The organism is Burkholderia sp. S-53, assembly GCF_025560745.1.
In the GTDB taxonomy this organism is placed as follows: Bacteria; Pseudomonadota; Gammaproteobacteria; order Burkholderiales; family Burkholderiaceae; genus Burkholderia; species Burkholderia pyrrocinia.
Map to the genome: position 1 here is coordinate 263,607 of NZ_CP090484.1, position 24,019 is coordinate 287,625.

Annotated in this window: 9 protein-coding genes; 4 read left to right on the forward strand and 5 right to left on the reverse strand. The window is 68.7% G+C overall.

Features of this window, described 5'->3' with window-relative positions; translation table 11 throughout:
- Positions 1 to 44: 44 nt before the first annotated feature.
- Entirely contained in the window at positions 45 to 12,452 is a 12,408-nt protein-coding gene (locus LXM88_RS23340; protein ID WP_262544713.1) for an LWXIA domain-containing protein, read from the reverse strand.
- Between the two features lie 359 nt (positions 12,453 to 12,811).
- Here LXM88_RS23340 and LXM88_RS23345 point away from each other — a divergent pair, with 359 nt between their 5' ends.
- The 3 genes from LXM88_RS23345 (at position 12,812) to pal (ending at position 15,799) form a co-directional block, all read left to right on the forward strand.
- A complete protein-coding gene (locus tag LXM88_RS23345) occupies positions 12,812 to 13,390 on the forward strand; it encodes a hypothetical protein (protein WP_262544714.1) in 579 nt (192 codons plus the stop codon).
- Between the two features lie 296 nt (positions 13,391 to 13,686).
- Positions 13,687 to 14,898 carry a porin gene (locus tag LXM88_RS23350; RefSeq protein WP_262544715.1) on the forward strand — a complete coding sequence of 404 codons (1,212 nt, stop codon included), beginning with the start codon at positions 13,687 to 13,689 and terminating at the stop codon, positions 14,896 to 14,898.
- A 409-nt stretch (positions 14,899 to 15,307) separates the two neighbouring features.
- Positions 15,308 to 15,799 carry a peptidoglycan-associated lipoprotein Pal gene (gene pal / locus LXM88_RS23355; RefSeq protein ID WP_262544716.1) on the forward strand — a complete coding sequence of 164 codons (492 nt, stop codon included), beginning with the start codon at positions 15,308 to 15,310 and terminating at the stop codon, positions 15,797 to 15,799.
- Between the two features lie 152 nt (positions 15,800 to 15,951).
- On the opposite strand, the gene LXM88_RS23360 is transcribed toward pal, so the two are convergent.
- The 4 genes from LXM88_RS23360 to LXM88_RS23375 all read right to left on the reverse strand — a co-directional run bounded on the left by LXM88_RS23360 (position 15,952) and on the right by LXM88_RS23375 (position 21,731).
- A complete protein-coding gene (locus tag LXM88_RS23360; RefSeq protein ID WP_262544717.1) occupies positions 15,952 to 16,563 on the reverse strand; it encodes a hypothetical protein in 612 nt (203 codons plus the stop codon).
- 337 nt (positions 16,564 to 16,900) lie between these two features.
- A complete protein-coding gene (locus LXM88_RS23365; RefSeq protein WP_262544718.1) occupies positions 16,901 to 18,160 on the reverse strand; it encodes a cytochrome c in 1,260 nt (419 codons plus the stop codon).
- A complete protein-coding gene (locus tag LXM88_RS23370) occupies positions 18,157 to 18,843 on the reverse strand; it encodes a (2Fe-2S)-binding protein (protein ID WP_262544719.1) in 687 nt (228 codons plus the stop codon). The genes LXM88_RS23365 and LXM88_RS23370 overlap by 4 nt, the downstream gene beginning before the upstream one ends.
- Complete coding sequence (locus LXM88_RS23375) at positions 18,840 to 21,731, reverse strand: xanthine dehydrogenase family protein molybdopterin-binding subunit (protein WP_262544720.1); 2,892 nt, start codon at positions 21,729 to 21,731, stop codon at positions 18,840 to 18,842. Before LXM88_RS23375 ends, LXM88_RS23370 begins: the two co-directional genes overlap by 4 nt.
- A 534-nt stretch (positions 21,732 to 22,265) precedes the next feature.
- Between LXM88_RS23375 and LXM88_RS23380 the strand changes: the two genes are divergently transcribed.
- The gene (locus LXM88_RS23380) at positions 22,266 to 23,816 is read left to right on the forward strand and encodes a sensor domain-containing diguanylate cyclase (RefSeq protein ID WP_262544721.1); all 1,551 of its coding nucleotides are present in this window, start codon (positions 22,266 to 22,268) and stop codon (positions 23,814 to 23,816) included.
- Positions 23,817 to 24,019 lie beyond the last annotated feature (203 nt).

The following is a 24,019-nucleotide window of genomic DNA, read 5'->3' on the forward strand; positions in this document are numbered from 1 at the left end:
GCCCGACCTCCCGACCGCCGCCGCAAGCCGGCACCTGACCTCCGTCACCCGACAATCACCTGCTGCCCGGGAGCGATCTCGCCCGGATTGCTCGCCAGGTTCCGGTTGAGCTGCAGGATCTCGTTGAGCGCGACGTTGATCCGCTGACCGTCCGACATCCGCTGCTGTTCGTCGGCTGGAACATGAGCCGCGGCCAGCAGCGATCCTTCGTGACGTTCGGCGATCGTCCACAACGAATCGCCCGCGGCCACGTTCACGGTCAGCGGCGTGGCGCTTGGCGTACTCGACGGAGGCTGCGCCGGCTGCGACGGTGTCGCGGATGCGCTCGGTTGCGACGGCGTCGCTGACGCGCTCGGCTGAGCCGGCGTCGCGGATGCGCTCGGTTGCGACGGCGTCGCTGACGCGCTCGGCTGAGCCGGCGTCGCGGATGCGCTCGGCTGAGCCGGCGCCGTCGTCGCGCCCGGCGTCGGCATCCCGTTGCTCGGGCCCAGATGATTCGTCGATGAGCCGGACGGCTTGTGCTTGTCGTCCGACGCCGTGATCAGACTGATCCCTTGCGTGATGCCGAAGATTGCCACCGGCGCGAGCGCGATGCCGGTCGGCAAGCGCGCGAGCCACGGCGTCGCGTTCGGGAAATGCGAATGCAGGCGCCCGGCACCGAGCAGCAAGCCCGACATCGTCGTCAGCGTGCCGGTGTACGGATCGCCCGTCATCGTGGTATGAATGCCGCCCGCGATGCTCATCGCCGAGGTCAGGTAATCGCCGGTCGCGCTCACGGTACGCGCGAGCTGGCTGCGATTATCGGCATTCACGCCGCGCAGGCTGCCCCGGTAGACGATGCCGGTATACACGGCGCCGAACATCCCGCCCAGGGCCTGCCCGCCGGCCAGCAAGTCACCGGTCTTTCTCACCTTGTCCACGTTCAACTTGAACGCAACGCCGTAACCGCCCAGCGAAAGCACGCGGCCGATCCGGCCGACCGAGTGCCGCGGGCTGCCGTGGTGCAGCAGCTTCAGCGACGTCCCGCCCACCACGCCCTGCATCTGCGAGAGCATGTCGGCGGCGATCGCCTTCGTATGCATCACCGTGTCGTCGAACGACAGCTGGCCGTCGTCGTTGAGCGCGCGAAGCTGCGCAGCCTTCGCCTTGCCTTCGTATGCAATCTGCTCCAGTTGCGCGCCCCGCCCGGCCACGTCGAAGCCGTTCACCTTCAGTTGCGTCTGCAACCCGCGCACGAGCCGGTCGACGACCCGGTCGAACACACGCGGATCGCCGTTCTTCAGGCTCGCGACCGCACCGTGATGCAGCGCCTGGAACACGCGGCCGACCCGCAGCCCCGCGTAAAAGGAATTCGTCGCGGTACGCAACGATTCCTTGCCGACCGTAACGAGCACGCCCGCCCCGGCGCCGCCGGTCACGGCGGCCGCCGCAACGTCGCCGGTGAACCGCCGCCGCCGCGACGTTGGCGGCCGGTTGACGCCGATCGGCTCGTCGTGCACCCGCAGCGCATGCAGTTCCGCCTGTGCGCGCTGCGCGTCGGGAATATCGACCTTCGCGAGCTGGGCGGCCTCCCGGCGGCTCGCACCGATCGGCTTCGTGCCGTCGTCGAGCAGCGCGGGATCGCGCACGACCGCACGCCAGTGGTCGAGCGGGTCCGCCGAGGCAGGCTGCGCAAGCGTGGTCACCCGGTCAGGCACGCTGCCGCCGTATTCCGCCAGCCAGCGCCCGCCGAACGCGCGCGCGCCCTTGTCCGTGGGGAAGTACGGCTTGTTGCCATCGGCGTCCCACTGCTTCGTCGCGTGCTCGATCGTCGCCTTGCGCGCCTGGTTCAGCCACACCGTCGTGTTGCCTTCATAGATTTGCTGGCGCAGCCCGGCGATCTCGGCGGGCGTCATCCCTTGCGCGGCGCCGATCCGTTCGACTTCCGCGAACAGCAGCTGATGCTGATTCGCCAGCGTCTTCCGGTCGACTCGTTCGAATACGCGCGTCAATGCATCCGCGCCGTGCAGGCGGTTGATCACGTCGGGCCGCTTGCGGTTATCGACGATCAGCTTCGCGAGCGCGGTGGTCAGATCCTGATTGCCGATGAAGTCGGCGCCATGCGTGCCGTACGACAACCCCATGTGCACCCATTCGAGCCCCTTGCGCTCGAGCACCGCGCGCAGCAGCTTCTCGTGCCCCGCGCCCGGCACCGATTCCGGCACCGTATCCCAGCCGTGGAACGTGACCATCACGTTGGGCGCGATCGTGTCCGGATGCGCGTTCGACCAGCGTTCGAGCGCCGTGACGACCCGCACATAGTCGTGATACGTGTCGTTGGTGCCCGACTGGAACCGGTAGTCGACGCCGGACACGAGCGCGCGCGACGGCGCCGTCTCGAGTCGGATCGCGAAACCGGTGCGCGCCGCCTCGTCGAGCCAGCGGTGCAGATGGTCGAGATCGTCGAGCGCGAGCGCTTTTCCTTTCGAGCCCGGCGCGGGATGAATCATCCCGTTCTCGCCGTCGAACTTCGCATGCTTCTGGTCGCCGAGTGCCTTCACCGCGCGCAGGAAATCCGGATCGTGCGCCTTGCCGAGCGCCGCCGCGAGCGAATGCCGGTCGATCACGAGCGTGACGACCGGCGTCACGCCGCCGTACCGTTCGACCTGCGCGCCCATCAGCGCCGGATCGTCGCTCAGCGAGTACGAACGCGCCATCGGCACCATCCGGTCCTGCAACTGCGGGTCCGAGCGCGTGAAGAATTGCCGGATCCGCCGGTCGGCGACGGTCGCCGCGCCGACGCCGCGCGTGCGCGGGCGCAGCTTGCCGTTGACCGGCAGGAATCGCGACGCCGACGTCGACACGTCGCGCGCGACATACAGCTTGTTGAGCAGCGTGCGCCACATGCCGACGTCGACCATCACGGCCTGCGGGTCGCCCTTCAGCACGAGATTCACGTTGCCGGGCCGCTGCGCCTGCTTGTTGTACGCCTCGATCTGCTCGTGGGTCGCGAAATAATCCTCCGGCTTCACCGCGCCGTGGCGCAGGTTGAACTCGACGACCGTGGCCGACGGCAACCCCGGCTGGTACGGTTCGATCGACAGCGGCTCGGGCGCCTGACCGCTGCTCCGCAGACGCCGCAGCTCGCCGAGCACGTCGTTGTAGCCGTGCTGGAGGCGGGCCGCCAGCGCGCGGAAAGCGGCCGACTGCTGGCCGCGCGCCTGCGCGTCGGACACTTGCTCCTTGAGCGCTTTCTCGCGCGCCTCGAGCGCCGAGACGCGCGTCGGCCGCGCACTGTTCAGGAAGTCGCGCGGCTGCAACTGCGTGAGCAGGAAATGCATGTCCGCGCCGAAGCGATCGGTACCGATCGGCATTTCGTCGAGCGGGACGCCCGGCTTGTTCTGGTTGCCCGCGTGCTTGATCTCGTCGAACCAGCGCATCTCGCCGTTGCGCGCCGCGATCGCGCCGAGCGGATTGTCGAGCGCCTCGGCCACCGCCCGGTCCGTCCTGAACACGTAGATCACGTGATGCTCGCCGTCCAGCGAGCCGTTGCGGATCGCGGTCAACAGGTGGGACACGCCGTTGCCGCTGAAGTCGACCGCGTTGAGCGTGGACTTGTCCGACGGCAACAGGTGCGGATCGACCGGCGGCCGCGGCGCCGCGTTCGTGCCGCCGCCCTGCTCCGCGGTTGCCAGCGGCTTGCGGACCGGCACGATCGACTGGAACATGTCGCCGGCCGAGCGCAACGGTTTCTTGTCGGTGGCAGCCGCGTCCTTCGCCGGCCGGAACCCGCCGATGCGATCGACGACCTCGGGCTTGACATCGCTGACCACGAACCGGATACCGCGGCGCGGCGAGCGGCCGACCGGAATGCCGCCCCGGCGCCGCCGCCGGAACACGGTACGCAGGTTCTGCTCGGGAATCTCGGTATCGCCGAGCGGCGCCTTCTCGACGTACTTCCATTCGTGGTTCGTGTTGCGCTGCGCGTAGCCGAGCACCTTGCCCGTCTCGTCCTCGACCACGTGAATCCAGCGCTGTGCCCCTTCGACCGCGCGCACGGCCTGGCGCGGCCGCTTGAAGCCCGGCGCGTCCTGCAGCTTCGACACGGCGGCGGTGAGCTCGGGATCGATCGTGCGGCCCGACGCGGTCACGGGCCACGACGTCTTGCCGTCCGGCGTCTCGATCTTCGACGGGCCGCCGAGCTGCGCCAGCTCGTCGTGCGCGACCGGCGATACGTAGAAATCGTACTGGCGCCGCGCGCGGCGCCCGTGGCCGGTGGCCTGCTCGAGCGCCTTCTGAAGCGTCTGCTGCACGCGTTTGCCGTTCAGCATCCGCGCCGGGCCGAGCGTGCCGTGCGCATCGGTTTCGAGCACCGCGACGACCGCCGGCACCGCGTGTTCGGCGCCGTCGGCGGGCGGCGCGGCATGCGTCGTGATCAGCACGTGCGCGTTGGGGCCGAGCTGGCGAGCCAGCCCGTCGAGGGTCGGCGCGTGCCGGCCGTCGACGCGTGTGAGCGTGCGCCGGCCGACGCTGTCGAGCCATGCGGCGGCATGCGCCTGCTGTTCGGCCGCTGTGGCCACCGCGGTGCCCTGCGGCGCGGCGGGCGCACCCGCATGACCGGCGACGGTGGCGGGCGTCGGGGCGCCGGACGGGGCGCCGGACGGGGCGCCGGCGGTGCCCGCGAGGCGGCCGGCGGCCGGGTCCGCTCCGCCGAGCATCGGCCAGACCGGGCGGCCCCCGACCGAGCCGACCGCGCGCAGTCCTGAGTCGTGCACGGCTGCATATCCTTCCGGCAATCCGGAACGATCGACGCCGGCGAGCCGGTACGACACGTCGCCGGTAGCCGCGTCGCGGGTTCGCACGACATACATGTCGACGCCGGCCGGCTTGAACAGCTCGCCGCCGGGCGTCGTGATGCGCAGCGCGCGTGCCGGATCGTGGCCGAGCGCGGACAACAGCACGGCATCGGCCGGCGCTGCGGCCCCGACGGCGGCGAGGTTCGCGGCCGCGTGGGCCGCGACGCGTTCCTGCGCCGTCAGGTCGCCCTGCGCGAACGCGGTTGCGTCCGGCAACGCATCGGCCGGCACGTACGCGTGATGGCGCGGCCCGGCATGCGCCGCATCGAGCGCCGGGCCGAGATCGTCGTGCGCGACCACCCGCGTGCCCTCCGGCAGCGCGCGCGGTCCGTCGGGCATCGTGTGGCCCTGCACATGCGTTGCCGCGGCCGTCGCGTCGGGCACCGTGCCGCTGAAGCGGAACCAGCCGTCCTCGGGATCGAGCGCGCCGAAATCGGTGCCGCTGCCGAGCACGATGCTGCCTTCGTGCGTGACGAATTCGACGCGCAGGTTCGTCAGGCCGGCTTCGTCGAACGCCTGCATCACGCCGTCGATCACGCGGGTCGGCTGCGGTTCGTCGAGGAAATAGCTCGGCCAGCGCTGGCTCACCGTGCCGCCGGCGCGCGTGACGCGCGCGGCGTCGCCGATCACGCCCGGTCGATCGGTCAGCGCGCTGCGGAACGGATGGTCGAGCGTGACCGATTCGAACGTATTGTCCGGAATCGCGGTGAAATCGTAGCCGGGATCGGCAAAGGTCGGATCGGCCACGCGCGGCACGGTCGGCCGCACCGGCGCCTCGCGCATCGGCCGGGCCGTCGTGTACGCGGTGGCCGGCGAAGGCTCGGCGCCCGGCTCCGCGCCCGCCCCGGCGGGCAGCGCCGGGCGTCCGGCGCGCGTCGGGTCGCCGCGGAAGCTCTGCATTGCCAGGCGATCCTTGTCGACCTGGCCGGTCGGTCGCGTCCCGCGCACGGCGGTCGAACCGTCAGGCTGCACGAGCAGGATGTCCGGCGGCGCCCACACCGTCGTCGGCCGGCCCGTGAGCTCGGACAGGCGCTGTGCGAGCGTGGCGGCGAACGTCGTGCTCGCGGCCCTCACCTGACGGGGCGCGACGCGCAACGGATCGTGCTTGCTCGACCCGCCGAAGCACGAATACAGCGTCACGTCCTGCCCCGGTTCGAGATGCGGCGCGACGCGCGCGGCCACCTCGTCCGGCGTGAGCGGCCGGCCTTCGGGGCCCAGCATCGCGTCGGCCGACATCCCGTGTCCGAACACCACGTGATGGCCGGGCGGCGACATCAGCGCGCGCGCACCGATCGAATGCAGCGGGTCGCCGGGCGGCATCAGCAGCGTGTCGGCCGGGCGCAGGAATTCGGGGTGCTGCGTCGCGTCGACGCCGGTCACGTCGTCGAATCCGGTCTGCAGGACCGACTCCCCGTGGATCGTCGTCGTGACGACGCCGCCGTCGACGATCTGGCGATCCGTATAGACGCGGCTGTTCTTCGGATAGGTCTTCTGCGGGATGCCCGACAGACCGTCGTCGGCCTCGTCCGCGACGGCCTGCTCGGTGCGCGCCGCCCATTCGTCCGCCGTGAAGATCTGCCCGGGCCCGACCTCGACGATCGGGGTCGGCACATAAACGGGCGGCTCGCCCGCATCCGGTTCGGGCCCGAGACGCGGATGCGCAGGCCCGCGCGGCGTCGACACCGGCCGCCCGGCATCGCCTTGCGCACCGGCGTTGCCGCGCCGCCCGCTGTCCGCTTCCGGATCGATCTGCGCTTCGATCGGGCGCACCGGTTCGACCGGCGCGTCGCCATGCGCGGCCGCGTTCGGCACGGGCTCGCCGCGTCGCGCGAACACCATCGGCGGTTCGCTCGCGTCGGGCGCCTCGGGGATATGCAGGTAGAGCCGCGTCGACACATCGGGGTCGTGCGCCGGCACGATGATGTCGTCGCTGTTCGGATGCAGCTCCAGCGCACCGGTGCCGCGCACCGAGTTCGATGCGATCGACGCGATCACCGGCACTTGCAGCTCGTATGCCAGCTCCTGCGCGAACGGATAGCCGCCGGAGCCGAGATAGCAGCCCGTCAGCAGCACGCCGTTGCCTTCGGTATAGGCTGGATCCTCAAGCAGCTTGCTCGCGAATTCCCGCGGCGACATCCTGCTGCCGCCTTGCGTGACCGCGCTCGAACTGTCCCAGCTCACGTCGCGCGGCTTCGTGCCGTGCGATTCGACGATGTCGAAACCCGACACTTTCAGGAACTGCCGCGCGGTCGCGTGGCCGAGCAGGTTCACGACGCTCGTGCCCGGCACCGGCCGCAGCTCCAGCGGATTGACGCGAACCGGCTGCGCGCGGCCCGGCGAGAACTTGCCGCCCACGTCCGGTTCGATCTGGAAACGCGAGAGCCGGCGGCCCGGATCGGGGATCGCGCGCCGCCACCCGGCCGCGTCGTCGTCGCCGAGCCGGCCGAATACCGGCGCCTGGATCAGGTCCGCGAATTCCTGCAGCAACTCGGGATCGGCGCCGCTGTGCGGCCCCTCCAGCGCGACCGGCGTGCCCGGCGTGTAGCCCTTCCACGCCAGATCCTCCAGCGCGTACGTCATCTCGAGCGCGCTCGCCGAGCGGCCGCTGCGCGGATTGACGATCGCCCCGCGATTCGTCAGCACGCGCCACACGTACACGCCGAGCGGCACGCGTGACTGACCCGTCGCGTCGCGGCCGCCCCAGCGGTTCGAAACCGGGCGCGGCGCCACGGTGCTCCAGTCGACCGCATGCGCGCCGTGATCGATCACCGCCAGCGCCGGCGAGAATCGGTAGGTGCGCGGCGCATGCTGCACCGAGTGGTCGGGCTTCCCCGCGTAACTGGGCGCGCCGGGTTCCAGCTCGATGCCGGCCGTGTAACCGGAGTCGGGGCCGTCGCTGCGATAGCGCGGCGAACGCCACACGACGAAGCCGCTCGAGCCGTACACGTCCACCCCCAGCACGTTCGCCAGCAGTTGCGCGAACGACGTCACGCGCGTGCCCGCGCCGCATGCATAGAGGATCACCGGCGATTTGCCGTCCCAGCCGCTCTGGCGCACCATCGCGGCCACGTCGTCGGCGCTCATCGGCTTGCCGGTCGCGCTCGCGAACGCATCGGACCACGCGTGCGCATACACGGCGAAGTAGCCGGGCGGCACCGGCATCAACGGCCGCTCGCCCGCCGGCAGCCGGTTCTCGGGCTGCGTCGGGTGGTTCGAATAGATCGCGAGGTCGGCTTCGCGCCGCGGATACGCGCCCCACTGCGTTTCGTACATGCCGACCAGCGCGTTGACCACGTCGATGCGCTTGCCGTCCTCGAAGCGGATCAGCGGCTTGGCCGGATCGAATCCGCGCGGATACACCACGCGCAGCGTGCGATCGTACGTATCGTTCATCGACAGGGTCAGCGCCTTGCCGGTGTCGTCGAGCCCGACATGGCCGACCATCGCTTCGGGCGGCACCGTGCCGTCCGCGGCGAGCCTCGAGGTGTCGACCAGCGCGACCTGGTAGCGGCCCGCCACCGTCCCGCCGAGCGCGACCATCATCGCGTCGTGGTACGACGCATACCGCGTCACGCCGATCGTGCCGTCCTCTTCGGAGGCCGCGGCCGCGCGTGCCGCCGCATCGTCGCCCGCGGCCGCGCGCCGTTCGTCCGCGTTCGCCGCGCGGATGTCGTCCGCCAGGTTGCCGCGGTCGGTCGCGGGCAGTCCGTCCGCCTCCGGGTTGCGCACGTTGCCTTCGGTATCCTCCAGCGCGTACACGTAGTATTCGATGTCTTCGAGACGGTTGCCGCCGATGAGAACCGACCCGACCACGCTGCGCAGCACGTCCGGATCGGCCGCCGCCCGCGCGGGAATTTCCCATGACGCGGGATGCCCCGTCGTTGCCGGCGTGCCCGCCTCGGCGGGCGGCGCCTCGTCGGCGGCCAGCGCGTGCGCGATCGCCGGCGTGGGTTCGCCGTCGATTGCTTCGGCGTCGGGCGCCAGCCGCAACGGGATTGCGTCGCCGCCTTCCGGCATGCCCAGTGTGCGGTGCGCCCGCAGCCACGCGGAGAATCTCGCCCGCAGCCCCGTGCCGGCCGGCGAGACCGGTTCGCCGTCGTCGGCCGATTCGCCGAAACTGTTCGCCTGTTCCTCCGCATGCTGCCACGGGTTGCCGATCTCGCCCACCGCGAGACGCTGGTTCGCGAGCCCGTTGCCGAGCATCGAGTTCACGACGTCGACCGCGACCGGCCGCGGCATCGCCGGCGGCGCGGGCGTCTTCGTGATCGCACGGATCGGCCGTTCCATCAGCGTGTGCGAGCCGAGGCCCATCTGCGCGACGCCGATCCCGAGGTTCAGCAACTGCTGCGCGCGATCGGAATCGGACATCGCGTCCCAGTTCTTCACCAGCGACACGCCCTGGTCGAGCATCTGGTAACCGCCGATCGCGCCGCCGGTGACGTTGAACACGCCGGCCGTGCGGCCGGTCATCTGCGCGAGCGTCTGGAACGCATCGGCCCCCTGTGTCAAACGGCCGACACCGGCCGCCTCGGCCGTGACACCCTCGCCACGCGATGCGAGCGTGAGCATGTCGGATACCTGCCCGGTCGTGCGCAGCAGCGACGACGCTTCGGCAAGCGACTTCGCCGCGACGCCGAGCCCGCCGCCCGCGATGCCCGTGCCGCTGCCGATCAGGCTGATCCAGTCGCCGCGCGCCTGCGCATTGCCGAATCCGATCGACTGGCCGTGATCGCTCAGGTTCTTCAGGTCGGCGATCGCGGTCGGCACGCCGACCGCCATCCCCGCGCCGATGGCCGCCATCGAATAACCGATCAGCGGGCCGCCGCCGATCGCGCCGATCCCGCTCGCGACCAGCACGACACCGCCGGCCGCCGCGAGTATGCCCGTGCCGATCTCGAGGTAGTGTTCGACGTGCTGGTACCACTCGGTCTTGTGCGCGTCGATCGACTGGTATTGCGAGAAACCGCCGGTGGCGGAATCGGTCGTCATGCTTTTCGGCACATACAGCTGGCCGTCGTCGGACAGCGCATTGTTGTGCTGGTAGTTGTCGACGCTGTCGTATTTCCAGCCGCGATCGTCGATCAGCTGGTACTGGTCCGGATGCCCCGCGACCTGCACCTTGAACAGCGCGCTCGGCGCAGTGCCCGTCCCCTTCGACACGTAGTAGATCGGCACCAGCGACACGACCGCGTGATCGCCGCCGACCTTGCGGATCTGGTCGACGACGGTCTGGATCATCTGCGTTGCGGCCGAATTCTTCGCGTACAACGACTGGCTGTTCACCGCCGTGCCATTCTGCAACTGCCCGTTGCTGACGATCATCTGCTCGAGCGTTGCCATCGACGGCACGTCGTTCCGGTCGGTCGGCACCGCGCCCGGGTCGTCCGGCTGAATCCCGAGCCCCACGCCGACGAAGTTCGTGAACTGGTCGGAACCGACCGTGAACGTGCGGGACTGGCCGTCGAAGTTCTTCTGGAAGTCGTTGAAATACGCCTGCAGCTGCTGGTCCGGATTGGACTTGAACAGGTTGTAGCTGGCCGTTGCGGCCTGACTGTTCTGTTTGTTCTGCGCGTTCTGGGCCCCTTGCTGGTAACGCAGCTGGAAGTCGACCGCGAAGTTCCCGCGGAACCGGTCGTCGCCCTGCATCTTCGACAGCAGCGCCTTCGACAGCGACGAATCGACGCCGGACGACAGCGCCACGCGCACGCTGTCGAAACCGTAGCCGGTGTCACTGCCGCGCAGCGTGTAGATCACCGCTTTCGCGTTGCTCTTGTCGTCGAGCAGCCAGTTCGCGACGTCGTCCTCGCGCTGCACCGGCACGCCGTTCGCGGTCGGCTGCTGGTCGGCCAGCCCGACCGCCTTGCTGAGCCCCTTGTAGAACTCGGTGCCCTGCCCGTAGGGCTGCGGCGTGCCCGTGTTCGTCTGCATCCACTTGTTGCTGAAATCCTTCTCGACGGTGTCGAGCACGACGCCCGCGAACTCGGGCGGCGCGTTGTTCAGGATGTCCTGCATCCACTTGCCCGCCTTGTCGGCGTTCATCGTGTCGTCGTAACGCGCACGCATGCTCGCCTGATCCGTCGCATCCGCATCGGGCTTCTGCATCAGCGGATCGATCTGCGAATGGATGAACTTCGCGTCGAAATGCGGCTGGCCGGCCTGCGTCCACAGCGTCTGGCGCTCGTCCAGCGAGAACGACGCGTCCATGTTGGTCTTCAGCACCTGCAGCGCGGCGCCGGGATTGCTGCCCGGGTTCTGCATCAGCTGGTCGACCTGCTGCTTCGTGTACTGCAGCCGAACGTCGGGCGCCGCCGCGAGCAGCGTCTGGATCTTCTGGTACGCGGGCGAGTTCTTGTCGACGTGCGCCATCGCATACGCAAACACGCCGCCCGCCGTGGCGATCTGTGCGTTCAACGCCTTGGCATCCGCCTCGCTCAGGCCCGCCGGGTTCACCGGCACGCCCGTCAGCTTGACGAACGCCTCCGCGAGCGGATTCTGCGCGGCCAGCGCCTGTTCCTGGTTCGACAGCTTCGGGTCTTTCGGATCGACGGTCTGGCCCGTGTCCTGCAGCAGCGCGAAAGTGACCGGATCGGACTGCGCGAGCTGCTTCATCTGCGGCGACAACGACGGATCGTCGGGATTGATCGTCGCGATCGTGCGCTTGAGCTGGCTTTGCTCGCCGAATACGTCGACGAGGCCGGTGTACCACATGCCGTCGTGGTTCTGCTTCACGGACGCGACGGCCTGGTTCTGCTCGTCGGGCGTCACGTAGGTCAGCGCGGTGTCGTCGCCGCCCGTCACCACCTTGTCGTACTGGCTCTGTGCCTGCGACAGTTCCTGCGTGATGTCGGCCTCGTCGGCGCGGCGCAATCCGCCCGGTTCCTTCTGCCACGCCGCGTAATCGGCCTTCGCGTCGTTCAGGCGCAGCGTCGCGGCCGACGCGCTGTATTCGTGGCGCAATGCGTTCGTCAGTGCCGTGTAGGCGGTATTGCTGTTCGTATCGGCCGTGCTGGCCGCCTGACGCAACTGCGCGCCGGTATCGGGGTCGTCGCGCCGGATCCCGCCCGGCAACGCGTTGTACTGCTGCAAGTCGGCATTCGCGTTCTGGTCCTGCTGCGCGGCCTGCGCAAGCTGGAAGGCCTTCTCGTTGGTCGCCCGCTGCGGCGCCGATTCCGCCGAGACCGCCTTCTGCGCGTCGTCGAGGACTTCGCCGAGCACGGGATCGTTCGGCGTCGCGTTGCGTAGGTCCGCCGCGACGCCCGCGATCGCCTTGTTCGTGTCGCCGCCGCCGTCGGCGGCCACGCGCATCTGGTTCTCGACGGCCACCTGCACCGCGCCCCACGCGGATTCGGCCTTCTTGACCTGGTTGTCGAGGTCGGCTTGCGACGCGCCCTGGTCGTTCAGGCGCTTGAGCGTCGCCATTTCCGCCTGCGCCAGCTGGAGCAGGCGCTGCGTCTCGGCCTGCGCCGCGGCGAGGGCCTTCTGTTCGGGTGTCTGGGCCGGCGGGGCACTGGCAGCGTTGCTGTTCGTCCCGTTGTTGTTCGTCGGGTTGTTGTCGTTCTGCGGCTGCGGCACGTCGACCGGCCCGCCCCCGCCTCCTCCCACTGCCATCAACACCATGTCCGTTCTCCCGCGGCATGCGTGACGTACCGGGAAACGGCAGGCCGCCACGCGCAACGATCCATTGTGCCGAACCGGGAACGCGCAAAAAGTCGCGAATTACGTAGTCGCCGGCCCCGTTACGCCGGCACCGGGAAACGTGCGCTACGAATATGACGCGGGCAACCGCCGTTGCTTGCCGATGCCGGCTCGGTGCCGCACGAGCGGTAAATTTTCCCGTTGCCTGCGGCGGTGCCGGCCATCCATACTCATTGGTCTGGCGAAAGCCGCGGCGGTCGCGGCACTGCTTCGACGTTCGTCGCCGTTTCCGGGTGGCTTGAACGACGAACGACAACACTTCATCGAAAGCGACATTCGCGATGCACTACCACCCCGACGACATCGGCCGGCTGTTCGTGAGCGTGCCGACGCTGCTGCTGAACCGCCCCGCGCCGGCCGAACGGTTCCTGGCCGCCGCCGTCGATACCGGCGCCGAGCTCGGGCATGTGCTGCGCGACTACCCGCATGTCCGCTACCAGCCGCTCGATTTCCACTACCTTTGCCAGCAAAGCCTGTCCGTGCTGGCCGACGCGCTGCTCGCCGACCTGACGCGCGACATGAACCACGGATGGCGCGGCGCGCATTGGGCCGCGCTGCTGATCGCGTTATCGGGCGACGCACGCTACCTGCCGCATCTCGACGAGGTCAGGCGCCATCGCGGTGTCGAGTGGGCGGCCGAGCTTGCCGAAGCCGCGTCGGGTGCCGATGCGTCGTCGTCGGCATTCCGGTGCTGCCGATCGATCGTGCATCTTCGCAATCAGCTTGCCGAGTTGCCGCGCGTTGCCGTTCGCCTGAGACCCTGCCCGTCGCCGGAGGCGATCGAAGCCAAAGCGATCGCCGTTCGTGCAGCGTATCGAAGCGGCGGCGTCGACGCTGCACTTCCGGTTGCACGCCGTTAATCGTTCGACCGTCGATTACGCGCCGACGGCGTGAACCGCTCGGCGTCACACTGAAACTGAATCTGAATCGCGTCGACGCGCGCCTCCTGCGCCGCACGCGCCCCGCTTCCGACTGAATCCCCGACGCCGCCCCCGGCACCGACACGCCGCGATTCCGCTCGATTCCGCAGAGGACCTTTCCTGTGCAACGCCTTAATCGACCGTCGCACGATCTCCAATAATGGCCGCTCGATCCGTCGGCCGGCGCGCCGACGCGACCCGCCGGCCACCGGGCCGGACCAACGATAAAAACTCCTATGCATTCCTACCAGATGAACAAGCATGCCGGCACACGTGTCGCGGGGACCGTGATTGCCGCATGCCTGACCGGCTTCGCGCCGGCCATCGCGCACGCGCAGAGCAGCGTGACGCTGTACGGCCTGATCGACACGTCGATCACCTACTCGACCAACCAGCGCACGCAGGGCGCCGGCTCGCCCGGCAGCGGCAGCGTCGCGATGACGAGCGGCGCACTGAACGCGTCGCGCTGGGGGTTGCGCGGCCGCGAGGATCTCGGCGGCGGGATGGCCGCGGTCTTCACGCTAGAAAACGGCTTCTCGGGCACCACCGGCAAGCTGTCGCAGAAAGGCGTCGACATGTTCGGCCGCCAGGCATGGATCGGCGTGAGCTCGAAGGCGGCCGGCACGCTGACGTTCGGCCGCCAGTACGACCTGATCCTCGACTTCGTGACGCCGCTCGGTGCGTCCGGCCCCGGCTGGGGCGGCAACCTCGCGGTCCATCCGTACGACAACGACGATTCGAACCGCAACCTGCGCATCAACAACGCGGTGAAATACACGAGCCCGACATACCACGGGCTGACGTTCGGCGCGATGTTCGGTTTCTCGAACGCAGCAGGCCAGTTCGCCAACAACGCGGCATGGAGCGCGGGGCTGTCGTATGCGAACGGTCCGCTGAAACTCGGCGCCGGCTACCTGAAGATCAGCCGCGACCGCAATTCGCCGAACCCGGACGGCGCGCTGAGCACGGTCGACGGCTCGGCGACGATCACGGGCGGCAACCAGCAGATCTGGGCCGCGGCCGGCCGTTATGCGTTCGGGCCGCATTCGGTCGGCGCCGCGTGGTCGCACTCGACCACCGACGGCGTGACGGGCGTGCTCCAGGGCGGCAATATCGCGCCGCTGAAGGGCGAATCGCTCGTGTTCGACAACTTCACGGTCGACGGGCGCTACTTCGTCACGCGCGCATTGAGCCTCGCCGCCGCGTACACGTACACGATGGGCCGCTTCGACACGCGTACGGGCCAGACGCGCCCGAAATGGAACCAGGTCGTCGCGCAGGCCGACTATGCGCTGTCGAAGCGCACGGACGCGTATCTCGAAGGCGTCTACCAGAGCGTGAGCGGCGGCAACGGCAATCCCGCGTTCAACGCGACCGTCTGGACGCTGACGCCTTCGGCGAACAGCAACCAGGTCGTCGTCGCACTGGGGCTGCGGCACAAGTTCTGACGACGCGGCGCTTCGCCGCTTCACCGCGTCGCCGGCTGCGTACGGCACGCGTTTCAAGCCCCGCGTGATCGTCGCGACCCGCGCTGAAACGGCCGCGCCCGTGCGCGGCCTTTGCGCTGTGTCATTGCGTGCCGTGCGGCGACGGCGAGCGCAAGAATGCCTTCCGAACTGTCGCGTCTGCGCAAAAAATGCGGAGAAACTGGTGACGTTGTGACATTTTTCCTAATCTGTTTGCAGCGACGCCGAAATCCGGCGTTCCGGGCGCAACAATCTTTCATATGGCGCACCACCGGCTTACGGACATGCATCGCGTCGACGAAGCCGGACCTTTCGCGCCGTTGCAGCCGGATACGTACGTGCAGATGGCACGCGCCACGCTTCCCACGCAGTCCACTGCTGGAGACGAACGATGAGCAAGACGAACCGATTTGCGGTCCTGGCAGCCGTCGCACTGCTGGCCGGTTGCCATCACGCGGCGAAGACACCCGAGAATGCCGGCATGGCGCCGACGCCGTCGAGCGAAGCCGTCGCAACGGTGACGGCCGACGATCTCGACAATCCGAACAGCCCGCTCGCGAAGCGCAGCGTCTATTTCGATTTCGACGCGTACTCCGTGAAGCCCGAATACGAGTCGCTGCTGCAGGCGCACGCCGGCTACCTGCGCAGCCATCCGTCGCGGCGCGTGCTGATCCAGGGCAACACCGACGAACGCGGCACGTCCGAATACAACCTCGCGCTCGGCCAACGCCGTTCGCAAGCCGTGTTGAGCGCACTCGAAACGCTCGGCGTGCCGGCCACGCAACTCGAAGCGGTCAGTCTCGGCAAGGAAAAGCCGGTCGCGCTCGGCCACGACGAGGATTCGTGGGCGCAGAACCGCCGCGCCGATCTCGTCTATCGTTGAGCGGACATCGCCGCGACGGCGGCATCCGCGTAAAGGAAAGCATCGGACATGCGTAGCGGGCCGCGGGCCGCAGTCGCGGCCGGGCAGTGCCATTCGGCTCGCGGGGTTCATGCGCGTCACCGGTCATGCGCCCGATGCGCGGCACCTCCCGCTCATCGCCGGCGCTCGAGCCGCCGATGCAGCCAGTGCGACATCACGGCCGACGTGACGATCGCATCGAGCGTGGCGATCGCGTTGATATCGCCTACCTTGTCAGCCTTGATCAGCCAGGTCTGGAGCAGCACATAACCGACCATCGTGCCGGCGCCCACGATCACGCCCAGCAACACGAACCAGCGGCGCCGGATGCGCGTGCCGAGCGCCCCCATGATGCCGCCGGTCACCATCGCGGGCAGGAAGTAGCCGAACAGGAACGACGCAAAGAAGATCAGCGGCACCATGCCGGCGCTGATTTTCAGTTCGTCCCACGACGGACCGTCGATTAACGTCCACGCGATCAGCATCACGGCCGGCCAGACGAGCGACGCGACCAGCGGGCCGCCGACGGCAAATGACAGGCAGCCGAACACGGCACGGCCGGACGCACGCAACGGTTTGCGCGAAGGGCGCTCGAGAGTGGCACTCATGGTTTTTGTATTCGGAATCGGAATGGCGGCGTGCTGGAGTGTACCAACGCACCGCGCGGCGGATCCGATCCGGCACCATCGTGCGCGACGATACGCAAAAAGCATGGAATAAGCGGCTCGCCCGATCCGTTTCTTCATCGCGCAGACGCTCGGTTCACGCGAACCGGCCTGTCCTGCGGCCTGCGCGCTGCAAGGAGATTGCAATGAAATCGGCAACGTTGGCCGCGGCGCTGATCGCGGCGCTAATGCTTGTGCTGTCGACGGGATGTACGCCGTCGAGCGGCGGCGCTTCTCAAGGGCCCGGCATGAGCCGCTACGGCGGCGGCGGGGCGGGAGGCGGTGGAGGCGGAGGTGGCGGTGGAGGTGGCGGCGGCTACTGAAAAACCGCCGCAACAAGTCGGGCGACACATCGCGCGCGATCACCGGAAGCCGGCTATATCGCGCGCGACGCCCCGCCCTGCGGCACGACCTGGACTTAACGCATCGCCTTCACGTCGGCCGGCGTGACGCTCGCGGGCTGGCCGCCCCACGTCGCGCGCAGGTAGTTCGCGAGCTGGGCGAGTTCGTTGTCGCTCAGCGTGTACGCGAAACCCGGCATCGGCTGCAGGTTTTCGAAACCGGCAAACTTCTGCTCTTCGATGCCGTCGAGCATCGCGACCAGCAAGTTGCGAGCATCGCCCTGGCGCACCGTCGAGTTGCCGTTCATCGGCACCGCGACGTGCGGCTTGCCTTCCCCGTTGAAGCCGTGACAGCCCGCACACACCGCGAGATACACCGAGCGGCCGGCCGCGAGCTGCGCGGCGTCGGCCGACACCGGCTTCACCGGTTGCGGCGCGGGCGGCGTATCGCCGAGCAGATACACGGACAGCGCGCGCAGGTCGTCCTTCGTCAGGTACTGCGTGCTCAGGTGCACGACCGGATACATCTCGCCGAACGCCGAACCTTGCGGCGCGATGCCGACGCCGAAGAACGTCTGCAGGTCGGCGCCGGTCCAGCCGCGCGCGGCGAGGCCGGCCGGCGTGATGTCGGGCGCGGCTACGCGGCCGAGCGCGGCGCCCGCGAGCGGCTTTGCGCTGTCGAGCTGGCCCGTGAACGTGCGCGGCGTGTGGCATTCCGCGCAGTGGCCGAGCGCGTTCGCCAGATAGCGGCCGCGCTGCCAGTCGGCGGATTGCCCGGCCGACGCGTCCGGCAGGTTGTCCTTCAGGAAGAACAGATCCCACACGGCCATGCCGAAGCGCAGGTTGTACGGGAACTTCAGCTCGTGCGCGCGGTTTTCCTGCGCGACCGGCTTGACCGTCATCAGGTACGCGTACATCGCGTCGGTATCGGCGCGCGTGAGCTGCCGGTACGACGTGTAAGGCATCGACGGATACAGCCGCTTGCCGGGCGCCTTGCCGTCGTGCAGCGCGGCGTAGAAGTCGTCCGCGCTCCAGTTGCCGATCCCGTGACCCTTGTCGGGCGTGATGTTCGAGCCGTAGAACGTGCCGTACGGCGAATCGAGCTTCGCGCCGCCGGCGAACGGCGCGCCGTCCTTCGCGGTGTGGCATGCCGCGCAGTCGGCGGCCTTCACGAGATAGCGGCCGCGCGCGACCTGATCGGCACCGGGTGCGCCGGATGCCGAGTTCGAGGCCGGCGCGTCATGGCCGCCGCAGGCGGCGAGCAGCAGCGCGCAGGCCGCCGCGAGCGTGGGCAGGCCCGCGGCCCGCGCGACACGATGGGCGAATGTGCGTTTCATGCGGCGTCCTTCACGAGTCCCGGCGTCGTCAGCACCACGTCCTTGACGGCTTCGTAGTAGCGAACGTAGCCCGTGCAGCGGCAGATATGCGCGTCGAGCGCGTCGGTGATCGTGCGTTCGACGTCGGCCTTCGCAACCGGCTCGCGCTTCAGGCGTTCGATCAGCACGGTTGCCGCGTTGACGAAGCCCGGCGTGCAGTAGCCGCACTGGAAGCTGAAGTGCTCGAGGAACTTCTGCTGGATGGGCGACAGCTCGACCACTTCGCCCGCGTCGTTGCGCTTCGCGTGGCCTTCGATCGTGCGGATCGAACGGCCGTGGAAGAAGTGCGCGCCGGTAATGCAGGTGCGCATTTCCTCGCTCGTGCCGTCCGGCTTGTCGACGATCACGACGCATGCGTGGCAGACGCCCTGCCCGCAGCCGAGCCGCGAGCCGGTGAGGCCTGCGTACTCGTGCAGGAACTCGATCATCATCAGCCCTTCGGGCACCTGCATCGGGCCGACGGACTTGCCGTTGATGTTGACCGACAGCGGCTTCTGCTGGAACCGGACGAGCGGACGCTCGACGGCGGCCGGCGCAGCCGCCGGGGCGGACGCCGGGGCGGCCGAAGCCGCGGTCGGCGCGGAAGCGCCGGTCGCGGCGGCGCTGGCGCTCGCGGCCGAAGCCGCGGTTTGGGCGGTCGTCATGCGAGCACCTCCTGAATCTTTTGCGGGGTCACCGGCAGGTCGGTGAAACGATGGCCGATCGCGTGCGCGATGCCGTTCACGATCGCGCCGACGACGGGGATCATCACCACTTCGGCGACGCCCTTCGGCGGATCGGTCTCGGACAACGGCGGCAGGATGTCGCCCGTCTGCGACCACACGGCGACGTCGGACGCGCGCGGCAACGGGTAGCGGTTGAAGTTCCACGTGCCGTTGCCGGGGCCGTCCTCGTAGAGCGGCAGGTATTCATGCAGCGCATGGCCGATGCCCATCGCGAGACCGCCCTGCAACTGGCCCGACACGAGCTGCGGCGAGATCTGGTTGCCGCACTCCATGATCGAGTGGTGCGTGAGCAGTTCGACCTTGCCGGTCGCTTCGTGCACGGCCAGCTCGACGAGCGTGCCGACGGCCGTGTAGTACGTGACGGCCGCGTTGTTGCGGCTCGTCGGCGGGATGAACACGCGTTTGCGGTCCAGCACGCGATAGCCGTTCGCGGTCGGCGCGAGCGTGACGCGCATCGTCGTCGCGCCGGCCGGCGCGGCGGTGCCCGGCACGGGGCCGTTGTCGTCGCCGGTCTGGTCGCCCGTCTTCGGCGCGCCGACGCGCAGCGACAGCCCGTCGATCGGCAAACGTTCGATCGTGCCGCCCACTTCGAACTCGGCGTCGGTCCATTGCCAGCGGTTGAACACGTGCACGACGGCGCCGGTCGGCAGGCCGAGCGCATGCGCCTGCTTCGCGAGCTGTTCGAACGTCAGCGGCTCGAGGCCGTCGGCGGTCAGCTTGCCGTCGACCCAGCGCGCATCCTCGATGCGGATCGTGTACGGCGCGGCCTGGCCGCCGCCGAGGCCGCGCGTCCAGATCGACATCGCGGCCGGCCACAGCCCGTAGCGGAATACCGCACGCGCGGCTTCGCGCGTGCTGTGCGTGAAGTAGTACGCCGAATTCGTCGCGCTCGACGGCGACGCATAGTTCGGCGACCAGCGCGGGTTCGCGCTGAGGCGATCCTGGTCGGCCTGCGACATCAGGTACGGATCGCCGCTCGTCTCGACCGGCAGGTCCGGCCACTCGGTCACGGCAACCCGTACGTCGGTCGCCGGACGGCCGAGCCATTTCGCGACCGCGATGGCCTGCGACGTCGACATCCCCGTGCCGATCTCGGCAGCCGTGTGCTGCAGCGACACCTTGCCGTGCTCGTCGAATTCGACCTTCGCGAACGACGCTTCCGCGCCCGTGCCGAAATCCTTCTGCACGCACGCGAAGCCGACGCCGTAGCGCTTGCCCGGGTTCGCGGCTTCGAATTCGGCCTTGCGCGCGACGCGGCGTGTCCACAGCGGATGCTGCTTCGCGCGTTCCAGCACTTCGTCGACGCGCAGCGCGCCGGCCGGAATCGCACCCTGCGTGTTCTTCATCCCCGAACGCAGCGCGTTGCGCAGCCGGAAATCGATCGGGTCGAGGTTCAGTTGCGCGGCGATTTCGTCGACCGCCATCTCGGTCGCGGCCATGCTCTGCAGCGTGCCGTAGCCGCGTGCGGAACCGGCGTCGATCGCGCGCGACGCGATCGCGACCGCCGCGAGGTCGCTCTTCGGGAAGTAGTAGATCGATTGCGCGGCCGTCGCGCCGACCATCGCGACCGACGGCGAGAAGTTCATGCGACCGCCGCCGTTCGCCTCGAAGTCGCCCTTGAACGACTGCAGCAGTCCGGTGTTGCGGTCGACCGCGATCCGGTAATGCATCTTGAACGCGTGACGCTTCAGCGAAGTCTGGAACTGCTCGTAGCGGTCGTTCGCGAAACGCACCGGGCGGCCGTCCGCGTACAGCGCGCAGACGAGCCCGTAGAACGGCACGTTGAAGTGATCCTTGGAACCGTAGCCAACCGTGTAGCACGGATGCACGAACAGCTTCTTCACCGGGAAGCGGCATTTCGCGACCATCGCGGCCGCGTTCTCCGCCACTTCGAGCGGCGACTGCGTCGGCACGACGAGGTGCAGCGATTGCGTCGCGGCGTCGTACCAGCAGTTCGCGTTGTCGGGTTCGAGCGCGGCCGTATCGACCGACTGCGTGTTGTACTCGCGGTCGAACACGAGCCAGTCGGCCGACGGATGATCGAGCTCGCTCGCGATCTGCCCCGCGAGGAACATGCCCTGCTCGTCGAGCTTGCCGTGCTCCTTGCCGTCCGGCCAGACCGGCAGGTGCTTGCGCATCATGCTCGGGAAGATCGGCGCATCCTTCAGGCTCGAATAGACGTCGTCGTCATAGGCCGTCTTGCCGCCCACGCGCACGTAGCGGAAGGTGCCCCACGGATCGCGCTCGAGCGGGCCCGTGACCGCGCCGTAGCGGATCACGTCGTCGCGGAACTTGAGCGTGTTCTTCGCGAAGCGGAAGCGCGCGAAGTCGTGATAGATCAGGATCGCGACCGCATGGCCGAGATACGCGGGCGTCTTGCCGGCCGGCAACAGCATGTCGTCGCCGTAGAACGTCGGGAACGCGACGCCGTCGCGTGCGAGATCGTCGGCCGTGACCACGCGGTCCGGCTTCAGGTCGTCGCCGAGCAGCGACAGGTCGAAGCCTTCGTAGGTGCGGTCGGCCTGCGTGACGCGCAGGATCAGCGCATGCGACTGCTGCTGCGGCCAGTGCGGCATGTCGGCCGCGCGGACGTCGCGGGCGAACACTTTCGCGCCCGTGACCTTCGCGATGCCGTCGATGCGGAATTGGGGGATGCCGGTGACGCTATCCCATTTGACGGGGGTGAGGAGTTTTTCTTCGAAGAGCGCCGCGAATGCGCGGCTGCCCAGGGGCGCGACATACACTGCGACGCCCGCCAGCACACTGGCTTTCAGAAAACCCCGCCGTGACAGGCCGTGGTTTTTCATGTGGGGGAACCTCCTGATGCGGCTCGGACGGCGATCGGGTGTCGCGGCGTTCGGAGCGGCGCGCATTCTGGCATTGTTTTAGATATATCGCCTATAGTATTTCTCGCATGAAATACTTATTGAATTTCTTATAACGGGATTCATACGGGCTGCGGCGGACGGTCGCGGCGCGCAATGCGTCGTCGATGTGCGCGCGTTTGCGTCCCGTCGCATCGGCTTCGGCCGGCATCGACATCTGTCGACGGGCAAGCTCGCCACGCATCGCGGCCGGTCCCCGGTCGGCCACCGCACATTGTTCCGTTCGCAACGATGCTGCCCCCGCCCCGTCGAATGCGCAAGACTTTCGCAGGCGTGGTTTACGACTAGCGGCCGGCGCGATGTCCAGTGTCGACGCACTGCCGCTGCCATGTGCCCGGGCACCCCGCGCCGCCCGTGTTTCATGGTAATGTCGCGCGTATCCGGCTTGCCGGCGCTTCCGCTACGCGCCGTGCGGGCGCGGCCAGCCATCGCGACATCGTGTCGAGGTCAAAATCCATGGCAGTCAGGACCTCTCTCCTGGACTCCGTTCTCGCCACTCCCTCCTCCGGCAACTACAGTGTCACGGCGGCGTTGCGCCCGTCGATGCTGGTCACGCTGTTCGAGGATATTCGCCCGATGGCGATGTCCGGGCTCGCCAGCGGCTTCGTCGCGGCCGTCGCGCTGATCCGGCTGCAGCAACTCTGGTGTCTCGTGTGGCTGATCGTCGACGTCGGCCTGCTCGTCGCCCGGCTCGCGATCGCGCGCGCCTACACGGTGCGCCGCGACGCCGGCGACGATCGCGCCGAATACTGGGCGAGGCGCTATGCGCCCGTGTCGCTCGCCGCGTGCTTCGTGCTAGGCCTCGGCGTGATGGGCTGCGTGGACGCCGTCGACGTCGAGCTCGGCACGCTGTCCGTGATGGTCGCGGGCGGCGTGTTCGGCGGGATCGCATCGCGCAATTCGGCGCTGCCGCGGCTCGCGATGACGCAGGTCACGCTCGGCGTGCTGCCGATCGGCGTCGGCGCATTGCTGGCGGACCGGCCGGGCGCGTGGCTGCTGCTGCCGCCGCTCGCGATCTATCTCGCGGCCATGCGCACGGTCGTCCAGCGCCATTACCGCGTGCTCGTCGCACTGATCGCCGCGCGCCAGCGCAACGCCGAACTCGTCGCGCACTTCGACGCCGCCCTCACCTACATGCCGCACGGCCTGTGCATGATCGACAGCGACACCCGCGTGATCGTCGCGAACCGCCGCACCGCGCAGCTGTTCGGCTCGCCACGCGAAATCATGCTCGATACGCCGCTCGCTGATGTCGTCGCGGCGCTCGGCGCGAACGCCATGTCCAATTGCACCGACACCGGTCTCGCCGCGCAGTGCGACGTCTGGCTGACCCGCGACGAACCCGAGCCGTTCGACATCGTGCTCGCCGACGGCCGCCAGCTCGAACTGACGCGCCACCGCGTGCCGGACGGCAACGCGGTGATCATCGTCGAGGACGTCACCACGCGCCGCCAGACCGAGCAGCACATCCGGCACCTCGCGCGGCACGACGCACTGACGGGTTTGCCGAACCGCCACGAACTACATGCCCAGCTCAAGCGGATGCTCGCGCACCGGCCGCGCCTGCCGGGCCCCTCGCTCGCCGTCATGTATCTCGATCTCGACGGCTTCAAGGCGATCAACGACCGCTTCGGCCACCAGTCCGGCGACGAAGTGCTGACGCAGGTCGCCGCGCGACTCGGCAAGACGCTGCCGCCCGGCGAGCTTGCGGCGCGCATCGGCGGCGACGAATTCGTCGTCGCGATCGACGACACGACGATGCACGCGTGCTCGCTCCTGGCCGCGCGGATCATCCGGCAGATCTCGGCGCCCTATACGCTGTCGATCGGCGAGACCGTCAGTCTCGGGATCAGCATCGGCATCGCGCTCGACGACGGGCACGGCTCCCCCGACGAGTTGATCCGGCAGGCCGACAGCGCGCTGTACGACGCAAAGTCTGCCGGCAAGGGCATCTACTGCTTCTATTCGAACGGCAGCCGCCGCGTGGCACCGGTCACCGCGAACTGATCCGACGGCACGCGCGACCCGCTCATCCTCGTTTCCAATACCGGCCGCATCCTCCCGACGATTCAATTCCGAAACGCTTTGCGGGTTCGCATGTCCCGCCGTGCGCTCGCGTGTCACGTGACGTGTTCCGTAACATCGGCGCTCGCCCCCCGTCACATTGACCGCAGAAGCCTGCACGATCGATGCAGCGCAACGCTTTTCGA

Coding starts and splice junctions, on each gene's coding strand:
- LXM88_RS23380 (WP_262544721.1), top strand. CDS start 22,266: ATGGCAGTCAGGACCTCTCTCCTGGACTCCGTTCTCGCCACTCCCTCC.
- LXM88_RS23365 (WP_262544718.1), bottom strand. CDS start 18,160: ATGAAACGCACATTCGCCCATCGTGTCGCGCGGGCCGCGGGCCTGCCC.
- LXM88_RS23370 (WP_262544719.1), bottom strand. CDS start 18,843: ATGACGACCGCCCAAACCGCGGCTTCGGCCGCGAGCGCCAGCGCCGCC.
- LXM88_RS23345 (WP_262544714.1), top strand. CDS start 12,812: ATGCACTACCACCCCGACGACATCGGCCGGCTGTTCGTGAGCGTGCCG.
- pal (WP_262544716.1), top strand. CDS start 15,308: ATGAGCAAGACGAACCGATTTGCGGTCCTGGCAGCCGTCGCACTGCTG.
- LXM88_RS23375 (WP_262544720.1), bottom strand. CDS start 21,731: ATGAAAAACCACGGCCTGTCACGGCGGGGTTTTCTGAAAGCCAGTGTG.
- LXM88_RS23350 (WP_262544715.1), top strand. CDS start 13,687: ATGCATTCCTACCAGATGAACAAGCATGCCGGCACACGTGTCGCGGGG.
- LXM88_RS23360 (WP_262544717.1), bottom strand. CDS start 16,563: ATGAAGAAACGGATCGGGCGAGCCGCTTATTCCATGCTTTTTGCGTAT.
- LXM88_RS23340 (WP_262544713.1), bottom strand. CDS start 12,452: ATGGTGTTGATGGCAGTGGGAGGAGGCGGGGGCGGGCCGGTCGACGTG.